General features: G+C 43.6%; 17 protein-coding genes. 9 read left to right on the top strand and 8 right to left on the bottom strand.

The genetic code is table 11. The features are described 5' to 3' along the window. The first annotated feature begins 10 nt into the window (after positions 1-10). Entirely contained in the window at positions 11-307 is a 297-nt protein-coding gene (locus tag JFN88_RS06375; RefSeq protein WP_199018505.1) for a hypothetical protein, read from the top strand. Positions 308-416: 109 nt separating this feature from the next. On the opposite strand, the gene JFN88_RS06370 is transcribed toward JFN88_RS06375, so the two are convergent. Continuing rightward, positions 417-1,199, bottom strand: coding sequence for an AraC family transcriptional regulator (locus JFN88_RS06370; protein WP_199018504.1), 783 nt, complete (start codon positions 1,197-1,199; stop codon positions 417-419). A 108-nt stretch (positions 1,200-1,307) separates the two neighbouring features. On the opposite strand from JFN88_RS06370, the gene pyk reads away from it, so the two are divergent. Further along, on the top strand, positions 1,308-2,723 hold the full coding sequence (pyk, locus tag JFN88_RS06365) for a pyruvate kinase (RefSeq protein WP_199018503.1): 1,416 nt from the start codon (positions 1,308-1,310) through the stop codon (positions 2,721-2,723). 495 nt (positions 2,724-3,218) lie between these two features. Here pyk and JFN88_RS06360 read toward each other — a convergent pair whose 3' ends face one another. Together JFN88_RS06360 and JFN88_RS06355 are read right to left on the bottom strand one after the other, a co-directional pair. Next, a complete protein-coding gene (locus tag JFN88_RS06360; RefSeq protein ID WP_199018637.1) occupies positions 3,219-3,431 on the bottom strand; it encodes a hypothetical protein in 213 nt (70 codons plus the stop codon). Continuing rightward, positions 3,377-3,586 (bottom strand): sigma-70 family RNA polymerase sigma factor, encoded by a 210-nt coding sequence (locus tag JFN88_RS06355; RefSeq protein WP_233167504.1) that lies wholly within the window; start codon positions 3,584-3,586, stop codon positions 3,377-3,379. Before JFN88_RS06355 ends, JFN88_RS06360 begins: the two co-directional genes overlap by 55 nt. 652 nt (positions 3,587-4,238) lie before the next feature. Between JFN88_RS06355 and JFN88_RS06350 the strand changes: the two genes are divergently transcribed. Then, complete coding sequence (locus JFN88_RS06350) at positions 4,239-4,895, top strand: hypothetical protein (RefSeq protein WP_199018502.1); 657 nt, start codon at positions 4,239-4,241, stop codon at positions 4,893-4,895. A 124-nt stretch (positions 4,896-5,019) separates the two neighbouring features. Then, positions 5,020-5,652 (top strand): DUF3238 domain-containing protein, encoded by a 633-nt coding sequence (locus JFN88_RS06345; protein WP_199018501.1) that lies wholly within the window; start codon positions 5,020-5,022, stop codon positions 5,650-5,652. Positions 5,653-5,961: 309 nt separating this feature from the next. Here the strand turns inward: JFN88_RS06345 and JFN88_RS06340 are convergent, their stop codons facing one another. From JFN88_RS06340 to JFN88_RS06330, 3 genes are all read right to left on the bottom strand, one after another. Then, positions 5,962-6,261 carry a hypothetical protein gene (locus JFN88_RS06340; RefSeq protein WP_199018500.1) on the bottom strand — a complete coding sequence of 100 codons (300 nt, stop codon included), beginning with the start codon at positions 6,259-6,261 and terminating at the stop codon, positions 5,962-5,964. Between the two features lie 290 nt (positions 6,262-6,551). Next, on the bottom strand, positions 6,552-7,166 hold the full coding sequence (locus tag JFN88_RS06335; protein ID WP_199018499.1) for a hypothetical protein: 615 nt from the start codon (positions 7,164-7,166) through the stop codon (positions 6,552-6,554). Between the two features lie 20 nt (positions 7,167-7,186). Beyond that, complete coding sequence (locus JFN88_RS06330; RefSeq protein ID WP_199018498.1) at positions 7,187-7,858, bottom strand: hypothetical protein; 672 nt, start codon at positions 7,856-7,858, stop codon at positions 7,187-7,189. Positions 7,859-8,062: 204 nt separating this feature from the next. On the opposite strand from JFN88_RS06330, the gene JFN88_RS06325 reads away from it, so the two are divergent. Next, on the top strand, positions 8,063-8,215 hold the full coding sequence (locus JFN88_RS06325) for a hypothetical protein (protein WP_199018497.1): 153 nt from the start codon (positions 8,063-8,065) through the stop codon (positions 8,213-8,215). A gap of 410 nt (positions 8,216-8,625) precedes the next feature. Here JFN88_RS06325 and JFN88_RS06320 read toward each other — a convergent pair whose 3' ends face one another. Next, a complete protein-coding gene (locus JFN88_RS06320) occupies positions 8,626-8,778 on the bottom strand; it encodes a hypothetical protein (RefSeq protein WP_199018496.1) in 153 nt (50 codons plus the stop codon). 236 nt (positions 8,779-9,014) lie between these two features. Here JFN88_RS06320 and JFN88_RS25130 point away from each other — a divergent pair, with 236 nt between their 5' ends. The 3 genes from JFN88_RS25130 to JFN88_RS06305 all read left to right on the top strand — a co-directional run bounded on the left by JFN88_RS25130 (position 9,015) and on the right by JFN88_RS06305 (position 10,185). Further along, positions 9,015-9,329 (top strand): helix-turn-helix domain-containing protein, encoded by a 315-nt coding sequence (locus tag JFN88_RS25130; RefSeq protein ID WP_199018624.1) that lies wholly within the window; start codon positions 9,015-9,017, stop codon positions 9,327-9,329. A gap of 145 nt (positions 9,330-9,474) precedes the next feature. Further along, positions 9,475-9,615: a transposase gene (locus JFN88_RS25125; protein ID WP_199018495.1), complete on the top strand. Its 141-nt coding sequence runs from the start codon at positions 9,475-9,477 to the stop codon at positions 9,613-9,615. A gap of 138 nt (positions 9,616-9,753) precedes the next feature. Continuing rightward, positions 9,754-10,185, top strand: a complete 432-nt coding sequence (locus JFN88_RS06305) for a hypothetical protein (RefSeq protein WP_199018494.1) — start codon at positions 9,754-9,756, stop codon at positions 10,183-10,185. Between the two features lie 86 nt (positions 10,186-10,271). Here the strand turns inward: JFN88_RS06305 and JFN88_RS06300 are convergent, their stop codons facing one another. Then, complete coding sequence (locus JFN88_RS06300; RefSeq protein ID WP_199018493.1) at positions 10,272-10,841, bottom strand: beta-class carbonic anhydrase; 570 nt, start codon at positions 10,839-10,841, stop codon at positions 10,272-10,274. Between the two features lie 461 nt (positions 10,842-11,302). Here JFN88_RS06300 and JFN88_RS06295 point away from each other — a divergent pair, with 461 nt between their 5' ends. Beyond that, the gene (locus tag JFN88_RS06295) at positions 11,303-11,947 is read left to right on the top strand and encodes a TetR/AcrR family transcriptional regulator (RefSeq protein ID WP_199018492.1); all 645 of its coding nucleotides are present in this window, start codon (positions 11,303-11,305) and stop codon (positions 11,945-11,947) included. The last annotated feature ends 64 nt before the right edge of the window (positions 11,948-12,011 follow it).

Below are 12,011 nucleotides of genomic sequence, written 5' to 3'. Positions count from 1 at the left end.
GTGAGCACTCGTGAAGAGAGAACATACCGTTTATTTCAAGGTCATCCGCAAGGATGAGACGAAGCGGCTCAGAGGATTGATTTATCTGGAGGAAGGCAAAGAACCCGGATTGCATGAATTTGAGCAATGTTTGCGGGATTGCGGCCACAATGTTCAAATTATGGATCCTGAACGTTATATTTTCAAAGCTTACCAGGACGGTGAAGAATATTTGATTGATGTGCTGGAGGACTACAGGCCGGCGCAAAGAGACCGCCACACTGAAAATCTGGCTAAAAGCTTTATAAAGCAGGACCCTCTGCTCTAGCTGCGGAGGGTTTCCCGCTCCAGCCTTCCTTCTATACTTCTTGAATGGACATCCCCCCTACAAATGCCCTGTCAATATCCCCGCTGAATTTCCTATACAATTGAATTGCCTATACAATCGGGGACCGCTCATGAACATAATCGGAGGGCGAGTGTCCTGTAATCCGCTTGAAGATGCGGTAAAAGTACGATACATCGCTATAGCCCACATACTCGGCGATTTCGCTGATCGTCAGCATTGACTCCGTAAGCAAATACAGAGCTGTTTTGATTCGGTGATGATGCACATATTCACTGATCGTCTGCCCTGTGACCTGACGGAAAAGCGCCGCCGCATAGTTCGGCGTCCTCTGAATGGCATTGCCAAGCTCTTCCTTCGTCACTCGGTCACGGTAATTTTGCTGTATATAATACTTCATCCGTTCCGCGCAGCGGTGCTTTTCCGTCGAGATCATGCCCCGGTCAAGCTCCTGACTGATCTGTATCAACACTTCGGTAAACAGAGCTGCGCTCATCATCTCGTAATAAGAGGGCTTCTCCTTCCACTGATGCAACAGCTCTTTCAAACGCTCCAGCACGATGTCGTAGCAGCCCATTCTATGCTTGAACAGCTCCGGCTGCTGCAGGATCGACAGCTTCATTGCGTCTTCCCGCGCCTGAAATTTGATTTTATATTTGGTATGAAATACAGTCGGGATACTCTTTCCATAAAACGGAACGCCCTCGGCAAGGAGCAACAGATCGCCCTTTTCCATAATCAACTTCTCGTGGTTAACCCAATAGACACATTTGCCGTATGTCACGATAACCAGACAGTATCCCTGCTGCTGCAACTGTCCTTCTTCATACCATTCGACGCCATGATCCTGACGAACCTCGGATACCTCTATCATCAGCCAAGCTCCTTGTTACCGTACTATGTTTCACTTAGTATACTATAGTTCATAGTATCGGATCAAAAGAACGGCTACAATGAAACTATTCTTGGAGGTGTGCTTCTAATGCAAAAGACAAAAATCATCTGTACAATGGGACCCTCGTGTGATTCTGTGGAAATTTTAAAGGAAATGATTCTGGCCGGGATGACCGTCGCCCGCTTAAATATGGCTCATGGCGAGCTTGAAGATCATGTAATGCGTATTGAAAACGTCAGACGGGCAGCGCAGGAGCTGAATACGTTCGTACCGATTATGATGGACATTAAAGGTCCTGAGGTACGCATCGGCAAGCTGAAGGAAGCGGCTGTTGATTTGAAAGCAGGCGAAGAGCTCATTCTCACTGCCGAGGACATTCTCGGTGACGAGAAGCGCATCGGCGTTAATTATGCGGAACTGCCGCAAGTTGTAAAGAAGGGTGACCGTATTCTCATTGATGACGGGTTGGTCGATTTGACTGTACTGTCCAGTGAAGGAACGGAAATTCGTTGCGCCATTGTGAGCGGCGGACTGCTCAAGCCGAGAAAAGGCGTTAACCTGCCGGGCATCAAAACGACGCTTCCGGGCGTAACCGAGCGCGACGTCGCTCATATCAAATTCGGCTTGCAGCACAATATCGAGATTATAGCAGCATCCTTTGTACGCAAAGGCGAGGACATTCTGGAAATCCGCCGCATTCTGGAAGAGCATGGAGCCGGACATGTCCAGATTATCTCCAAAATTGAGAACGAAGAAGGCATGAATCATCTCGACGGCATTCTTGATGCCTCCGACGGCATCATGGTAGCACGCGGCGACCTCGGCGTAGAAGTACCGGTCGAAGAGGTTCCGATGATGCAGCAGGAAATGATCCGCAAATGCAATCTGGCCGGCAAGCCGGTTATTGTTGCAACTCACATGCTGGAGTCCATGCAGCTTAACCCGCGTCCGACCCGCGCAGAAGTAAGCGACGTAGCAAATGCAGTGTTGCAAGGGACAGACGTAGTAATGCTGTCCGGGGAATCCGCTGCAGGTAAATATCCAGTGGAATCGGTTCGCACCATGGCCTCGATCGCCCGCAAAGCCGAGACGATGATCAACTACCAGCAGCAATTCGCCAAGAAGAAAGCCCAGCATTCCACCAACATTACCGAAGTAATCAGCCAAGGCGCAGTGAGCGCTTCACTCGAGCTTGGAGCCAAAGCGATCATTACCGCAACCGAGAGCGGCTTTACAGCGCGTATGGTATCCAAATATCGTCCGCAAGCTCCAATTATTGCAATCACCCGCCATCAGCATGTGCTGGCAAAAATCTGCCTGCTGTTCGGGGTTATCCCGATCAAGGGCGACAGCTACGCAACGACAGATGAAATGTTCGACTCCTCCACGCGCCTGGCGTTGGAGAACGGCCATATAGCGCCCGGCGATACGGTTGTATTATCTGCAGGCGTACCGCTCGGGGAATCCGGCCGCACGAATTTGCTGCAAATCCAGCAAGTGTAAAGTTGACTTGGCATAATCGAGTAGGAGGCCACTTTTTATTTGAGTAGCCGACCACTCACACCATCGTACGTACTGTTCGGTATACGCCGGTTCAACCGTTTACGCGCAATTGACGAAGACGCTCGTACTGTGCAGGAAAGTCATAACAACCTGCCTGTGCGAGTCTTTCGTTTGCGCACAATCATCGGGGTATTGATGCCTGCTTTCTCTGCGACACGTTCTTCATGACTATCTTAAACCATAAGTCTAACGCATAGTGCAGATAGATATTCGCAAGTGTCGATGAAATCAGCAACCTTGAGCCATGTGGGCTTCCGTCAGTCCCCACGTGCCCCGTTCCATAATCCCATTTTGTTTAATCTCAACTGGACGATTTTTCTAGCAAGTCCTTGATGTTGATTCCAGTAATGTTCATGTACAACGATGTGTTTTGCCGAACCATTGGTGAAGAGCAGAATAACAGGGCCTGTAACTATTAGAGTTCACCAATAACATCTATGACTTTTTGATGAACTCAAGAAATTCAACGATAATATGCGAGACTGCATCTTCTTTAGGCATTCGAATAAACTGACTCATACGGTTAATATCTTTTTTAAATAGTTGTAATAATTTCAACGTAGACCCATGATTAGCTTGTTTGGCTTCCAATATTAATTGGCTGATCTCAGCATTTGAGATAGTTCCTTCAACATTTTGTTTTTCCATCGATTCACCGCCTGTTGACTGATATTGAGCTCCCGTGCAACTTCTGCTTCCTTTTGATCCTTAATGTAAAGTTTGAGTAGTATCTCTCTGCCCACAGACGACGAAAGACCTTCCAAGAGTTTACAGATTATTAACCGATTATCTACGTCAAACATTGTGTCTTGTCCAATATCCTCCATCTGTGAATACATGTTTTCTCTCCTTCTTATCACTTTAGCGTGGTATTGAACCCTCCACCCGATTCGATACAACTCCTTTCGATATAGCTCATACACAGAGACGTTTTTCTCCAAAATTATATTCCCCCTTCGATTTACCAGGCTCTACCTGTAGGGTGATTAAAAGTAACAAATTACAACAAAATAAGAACATTTGTTCCTTTTTTTCCGTTTTTAACCTTAACACCTCGCATATTCCGAAGCCCTGCCAGTTAAATATGTCATCTTTCCGCCTCGCAACGGCACCTATGCTCTCTTGGCTTGTGTAGGCGCTTGCCATCCCCCACTTCAGACTTTCACCCTATAGATGACGCCCACTCCGGACGTACAAGAAACGATCGCCGTGGCTTAAATAGCTCATCGTTTTATTCTTTACCATACAAAAAAGACCCTCCGACTGGAGAGCCCTGCAAAACGAGCACAGTTTCTGTAAAACAAATTTCAATACTGTGTCAGCACTCAAATTGTTGAATTGTTGTATACTGGATAAAAAGGAAAAATGCTCATAACGTAGACACTTCGCTATGGCGGAATTACAAGTCCGTCTCACCGCTTTGCAACAAATGTAAAACAAATAAGGTGGGAAGATATGAAAAAGATAAGTAGCACTATTTTGTTGGTAATTGGTATTTTAATAATTGTTGGAACACTGAATCCTATATACTTATATTACAAAGAAAACAGCATTATAAAAGAGCTTACTCAACTTTATACTGTGTCTAATAAGGATCTGGTGAATAATCGTATCGAGTTGAACAACAATCGAATAGAAATTATTGAAGATACTAAAGAATCAGGGGCCTTTTTGCAGTTGGTATTAAATAATGTGAAATTAGGTGATCCGATTTTTGCAGAAAACGCTACGAACAACTTAACCTATGCAAAAGGAGTATGGATCGCCGTATTCAATATTCATGAAAACAGTCAGAGCACAGATGCAAATGACAAAACCGCTATTGTCGTAATGACTGCCGCACAAAAGAACTGGACAATCTATTACCTAGATCAAGATCAAAGATATGAAGTCCGACACATTAGCATTGATCAGAAATCACAGGATTACCTTGACACCCTGTTGATTAAGTTAAGCAGTAATCCTATGATGGGATATGAATCTGACATTGGGTACGCATCTGGAAGTGTTAGCGCATTAATGATCCCCATGATATTGTGCATAATTGGATTAGCAATGGCGTTAATCGGACTAGTTATGTTATGTAGATTTTGGATACGAAAGAAAAAGTAGAATACTGTTGTGAAAATATGCTAGAGAACTCCCTTAATAATGAGTGACGAATACGGTTTAAGAGAACAGGGATCCCTTAAACCTAGTCCCTGAGTCACTACATTATTTTTGGGAGTTTATTATTATGAACGTAGCAGTTCGGGTTGCGGTATGGTTACCATTTGATTGGATTCAATTTTCTAACACACCTTCACTCACTACCTGGTACAAAGGTGATGGCACACCCGCCCAACGCGGCGGGACTAATGGGTTTAATCCAGATTCGCCTAACTTTCGCCTAGCACAACAAGTTAACATCACAATCAACGACACAACCGGCAAAATGACTGCGGCATACCCTTATAAGAACACTGGTATCTCGTACAAGAAGACTCTGGAGAAGAACCTTGTTCCTCCGCGCGAAACAATTACGAGCCGCCAGGCATCGGATTCTGGAATGGTTTATAAGGAAGTAAGCAATACCGGCAAAGATGCCTCTGGAAATCCGGGAAAGTTCGTTTTTAAGCTTACAGGCGCCGTTTCCGAGCCGTTTCAATGGTACGCTCCAGACATTGATTACGACTTCAAAATAACGGTGTACAGCACAGGTCTTGTCCAAGTCGAAGGAGCTCATGACGGCTTTCCTTGCTATGAGGTTTACAAAAAGGTAAATGGCAGCCCTTGGGCCACGGTGTATAATTGGGATGGCCCTGCTCAAGGGAAAGACCTCCTCGCGCTCTTTCCGCCGATGGATGTTACCGTAAACCACGCTGGTTAAAAACAGTTATGCGATCATCGATAAAGTAGCTACCGAGAGTTCTCAGCGGCTACTTTATCTTTGTTCTGATGAATAAAAGAGATATCCATTTCAAACGAATCTTGAAGCTTCGTTTATAACAAGAGCGTTGAAATATTGCGCTCTTCCGACACTGCGAGAGTAATCTAGCCGGTGCTTCCCATTCGCTTCATTTGGTCTACATAGGCTAGGTTATTGCCTATATCGTGCACAATATAAAAGGAGCACCTTCGCAAGGGGTGCTCCTTTTTATGTCAGGGTAAGTAACGACGTTAATTGTGCTGCCGGTTGCTACTCAACGCCATCCTTGAAGTTCTTGTCATAATTTTTATCGCCTTTATGCTCCAGATCGCTTAAGGTTCTCTCCAGAGTCACCACAATCTGCTCCTTAGCCTCGGCAATCGTCTCATAGAACAGAGATTCTTCACTGCCAACAATCTTAACCCCGCTGATAGCCTGCATAGAGGTAAAACGCCGATGCTGCTCTGCAAGATCGTCCAGGGCTTTCAGGGTATGCTTCGTCTGCAGGAATAAATCCCGGTGATGCTGTGCGTCCAATCTTTTCTCCAATTGATCCAGTCTTGCGTTCATATGAATCGTCCCCTTCATTCCAGGATGTTTCGCCACAACGAGCAGAGCTTGCGGCTCCATTACTTATATTTTAAACGTTTATGGCCCGATTGCAAACTTTTCCATGCAAGTGCCTAACTCCTGGATTCAGGGCGTGCTGGACGAAACACTACAGAGCAAAAATAATGTAGGCGGCAGGATTTAGCAGCATGTTGAAAATGAAGAAGAAAGAAGCCGCAAGCGGCGTGCCAAATTCATCACGAGGGACTACAGACAATGACTATAAAATACTATTTAAAAATCAAATTTTATCAATTACTTTGTGTAATTAACAGTTTCAGTTTTTCTTCAACTGATGATTCACGAGAACTCCTTGACTTTTCAGATGCCAAGTTGATTAATTCATTTGAAATTATTGAGCTATGACTTATTAAATCCCCATTATCTATTAATAAATCCCCTTGATGCCCACCCTTAATATAGTATGAGTTCTCCTTCTCCTCCTCCTGCTTTCCTAAGAAAAGAATATATTGTTTATCGAGTTCCAGTGTCTCGTCAGAAAGTTGATATACAATTACTGTTTCAGTATCCGAGTTCCCTTTCCATTGCTCAATAATTTCAATAGTTGAGTGCGTAACGATACTGCTAAATTGTTCTTGGCTAACAACCCTACCTTTAATAATCAAATCTGATTTAATACTCATTTCCTCAATGGACTGTGAAGTATCGGAAACAATCCCTTCTGCAGCTATTGCACCTTCCGGAATAGAAATTTTCTCATCCGTTTTAACAATAACCAAATCATTTGCACGTAAATCAGAATCATTAGAATTACTTTCGTTGTTCCCAAACCCATTAGCATATAAAAGAAATGCCCCCAAGACTGCTGTCCCTGATAAGGCTATTAATATTTTTTTTGAACTCACTTTCGTCACCCTCCTTAGTTTTAGTAAACGATGCCCATATGTCCTTTATCATACTGGGTTGGACTAATTGTTCCCCAGTCACTGTATGAGCTAGTATCCTCCCACATTAAATCCTTAGTCGAGTTTGCGCTATGTCCATAGTATCCTAGGCCATGACCATATTCATGTGCAAAAACATTCTTCCATTGATTTGCAGTAAAATCACTTGTCTTACCTGCACCAGACGTACTCCATATCAAATATGTTACAGATTTTTGTATTGTATAAACATCAAAATTATGAGTTCCATATGCTTTTCCATACCCGTAATAAGTAGAAGCAGTCCAAGTATTAAGACCCAATACATTAGATGGGATACTCAGTGAATTCGCGTCACTTCTTCCTATTCCATTAAAACTTTTTACAAAATTTGAAGAAGTTCCTGTACTTGTTGTTTTGTTTACAACAGAGTGCCAAGAATCAATAGCATGAGTAATATAAGTAGAGAAATTTGTGTCAGTCATAAGCCAATTTGAATTCTTAGTTATATACAATTTTATATCTGAAGCGGAAAAAAATCCAATTTTGCTAACAGATGTGGATGCCATCCAGCCAGAGACATTACCGTAATTAACCAAAGCACTAGCAGAAGTTGTAAATGACAAGACTGAAATAAATGATAAAATGAGAACAATTCCAAATCTCTTCAACATGTTAACTCCTCCATTAATTAAAGATTATTTCTTTTTCAAGATCAATAGCTCAACTTTCGCAGAGTCAAAATCAGCTCAAAAGTACGTTTAGCTTAGGTTTGAATTCAATTGGGTTGTTGTCTTGACAGAAATAGAAAACACCGCTTCGTTTGGCAAAGTAAAGCTGTCTAACAATCACTACCACAAACAAGAGTTGTCTTCTCAATGAACGAGCACTTCCATAGCGAACTCAAAACGGATTTGAATCTGGGATCCTCCGGCAAATTCGTCACCAATGATTTGGTGCTCTGGGCGATTGGTCAAATCTCGCTTCAAGCGCCCGATGCGCCGGTGAAAACGGGAGTGACGCGCCGCTGAGTAAGAACCATCATTAAAAACTTGATTTGGCTGGCCTCGCGTATGGGGAAGCATGCGCGCAGAATGAAGCTGCGCTTCGGCATTCTGTAGTCCGTGGTTTCCAACGTTCCGGCCCATGTCATTCCAAACTGTCTTATTCCTGAGACACGCATAACACCTGCAGCGTGGCCTTGAGAGGAACGCTCTGTTTGCATCTGCCCCGCAGCCAAACTTAGGACGGACAGATTCCTGTAATCTCATTCATGTCCATGTAATGTTTCGTTTTTTTGTTGGTGTTCAAATCTTTTCACGGATTCAGAATGAAATTAATATACCAAATTTACCTTATTTATATAATTTATGTATATAATTCTTTTGTATCAATATCATGTATGAATTTGATGTTTCATGTAGTTAATTAGGTCTTATTTCTATTTTTTGTTCACTGCTGTACTAATTTGTTGATTTTCGTTTACTCCAGCTTTCTTTGCCTTAACTTGTTGACTCATTTCTATATATTCAGAAATAGATAGTTGAAATAATTCTCTTGAAAGAGAGAGCAAAACCGTATATTGTAAAATCATTATTCTATGAACTCTCGAGTTACGACAACCGTCGCATGAATGAACGCCTTCAAACGATTTGGCTCCGCCGGATGAGTATTCCCGTCAAAGAGATATCGCGAATGATATATCTTTTCGAGAAAACACTGCGAAGGGTTACCCTACTAGTATAGAAAGAGTGGTCATCCAGTCGCCTCCTAAAAAATCATCGGGTCTTACAAAAGAGCATCTGGACGCGTGGAAACAAGTCATTATGAATTCCCGCTAACGTAGGTTTTATCGCGAAGTTTAATTGGACGCTGCAACTGATCTCGAAGTATAGCGAACGTCACTATGGCTTCCATTATTCGTTGCGTGGCAACTCCAAATTAATAGAGCGGATGAATATGAGCTACACCAAACCAACGTATACAGTAGCCGCGGTCGATGCCGCGAAACAGCAAAGCTTTGTCGAAGAAACGTGCCCCTCGTTAAAAGGGGTGAAACTGGCGAAATTCGTCATCTTTTGTTCGAGGACTAAAGTAAGATCCGCGACTAATCGGCCCTGCAACGAGCATGGTTTGAAAAAGTAAAGCAGCACATCGTCCAAACGACAGGTAACATCGTGAAGTGAAGCGCCTGTAGACCGTTCATTGTGACATCGGCCAGATCGTCTGGCGAGAAGATGAACAATGCACCGCCGAAAATTTTTGCCTTTTTGTATCCAATGCTGACGGCTTGCTAGATAACGCTCACATTCACCATGCCAAATCGCTTCAGTCGTTTGTGGCGGAGCACCCGCGATTAACCTGTGTGTTCCTGCCAACCTACAGCCCGCAACTCAATAGTGCAGAGGGACATAGAAGCTACAAGTTTTAATTATTCCAGGGTACTTCTTAAATAAGGAGTACCCTTCTAACAAAGGAGTGCGTTAAAATCCTCCCCTCAAAAAACAAATTACGAAAACCAGTTGTTATACTCCTGCTCGTATTTGTGTTTTATTACAGTTACTCGACCTTGACAGACAGAGAAAACGGTACTGCTGTATCACGCTATATTTTAGGGTTAGAATACATGCCCAAAAAAGAAGCTATAGCACAAGCTGAATATTTCTTCAAGAATGATTTAAGAAAACAATTGGCTCCCTATACAAAACAAGAAATTGAAATCGATAGTATAGAAGTAGTTAATCAAAACTATTTTATAAAAAAGTCTTTGTGGAACAGAATGATAAAATCCCATAATTCCATTGAAGGTAATCTACCCATACTAATTTTACAATACAAAGTTAAAACATCTAAATCAGAAGTTCTATTAGAATTCCAATTCGCAAATGTAGGGCTAGAGAATGAACAGCTTTTAGGATGGGGAGGAGATGACAAACTTTTTCAGTTAATAAACCAATTAACCGGACTACCTTCGTTACCTCCATCCAACATAAATGAATAGTACAAAAGCAGCCCGATTGCTCGGACTGCTCCTGTAAAACAGTACCCTCTACAGGGCATGCCGCTTGTATGTTGTTCCAGGTTATATTATTCTTCTTCCCTGTAATCCTCGGCAATCAGCTCCAGTTCGCCCGTTTCCGGATCAATGACAAAGCCATGTACCGGAACCGCCTTCGGGAATAACGGATGCTTGCGGATCATTTTGACACTGTGCATGACGCCTTCTTCGGCACTTGGGAAGCCGCGCAAAAATTTTTCCATGCGAATCCCCGAGTTCTCAAGTGTCTTAACTGCGAGCGGATCGATCCCGTGATCGGCAAACTTGCGTACCATGCCTTCCGTATCCAGGTTCGTCATACCGCAGCCATGGTGCCCGATTACAAGCACCTCACGCGCGCCCAGTTCGTACACCGCCACCAGAATGCTGCGCATGGCACTGCCAAAAGGCTGAGTCAGAATCGCACCTGCATTTTTAATAAATTTGGCATCGCCGTTTTTAATATCCAATGCTTGAGGCAGCAACTCAACAAGACGGGTATCCATACAGGTAAGTACGGCTACCTTTTTCTTAGGCACCTTGCTTGTTAAATAAGCTTCATATTGCTTCTCTTCCACGAACTTTTTATTAAACGCCATCATATCTGGAATAATTGACATTTTATAAGCCTCCTCTTTGCCCTAAACAAAATACCATGTTTCTATTATTCATAGATTCCTGATCGCCGTCAACGTTTTCCCGCTGGAATTTACGGGCTGTGCCCCTCCTGTCGAGCAATAATTTACATTTATTGGAATGCCAAACTAGAAATCCGCTCATTTCTTCCGGCATTATATTTATACTAATCTCCCTCATTTTTTCTGGTACCGGGCCTCGTAAGAATAGCAGTATCGCCTTGGTGCAAAAGGATCGATCCCTCTTCTATCCTTTTTTTCTTCTTGTATAAATATACACAGACGGGCGCAGCCGAAATTTGCAGCCTCGCATGAAATGCAGCGGGACGATTGATCGTTGTTCACCAGACTGTTATCATACATGTGACCGCTATCGTGCGGCGCAGCAAGAACACAGCAGTCTGTAAGGCTGGATGACGTGTCTCAGATGCAAGGAGGTAAAGCAGTTGTCCCCAAGAAATATTGCCAAGGATCAGGAGCTGCGGAGCCGGAGGCAAAAGGAGATTTTGGAGGCGGCCATGCATGTTATTGCCAGAAGAGGGTTGCCTGCTACCAAAATCGCCGATATTGCCACAGCGGCCGGGCTAAGCGTGGGAAATGTGTATAAGTATTTCACATCGAAGGAGCATATATTTAAGTCCTTGGTAGAGATGGGACAACGGGAATACCGGGAGTTTGTTGAGCAAATTCGGGATTTGCCACTGTCTCCGCTTATGAAGCTGCACCGTTATACTGAAGATTGGCTTGTGTACAGGAATGGCTGGGCTATTACGATCATCCTGCAACATGCCAGAACGTCAGAGGCTGTGGCAGTGGAAGTCAAGGAAGCCGTCAGCGCCCGTTTTCTCGATAATTTGAAGCCCATGGCGGAGCTCATTGCAGACGCACAACGGGAAGGGACAATCGTAGACGGCGATCCATTCGAACTGGCGCTCATTTATGTATCGCTAATGGAAGGATTAATTCTTCACGATATTCCAGGCTTTCAGGAGATTTCCTCCGTTACGGCGGACAAAGTGCTCAGACTGCTTACCATTAAAAACCCGGATGCGCTGCTGCAATTTGTAAAAAAAGGTGTCAAACGTCTGTGAAAATGTCACTCTAATTGTGCTATGAAAATGTCACTTGTTAAATGAAGGCCTCTGTTACCAGAAG

Source organism: Paenibacillus roseus, from assembly GCF_016424485.1.
Taxonomy (GTDB): domain Bacteria; phylum Bacillota; class Bacilli; order Paenibacillales; family Paenibacillaceae; genus Paenibacillus_D; species Paenibacillus_D roseus.
This window is presented reverse-complemented; position numbering and strand designations above follow the sequence as displayed.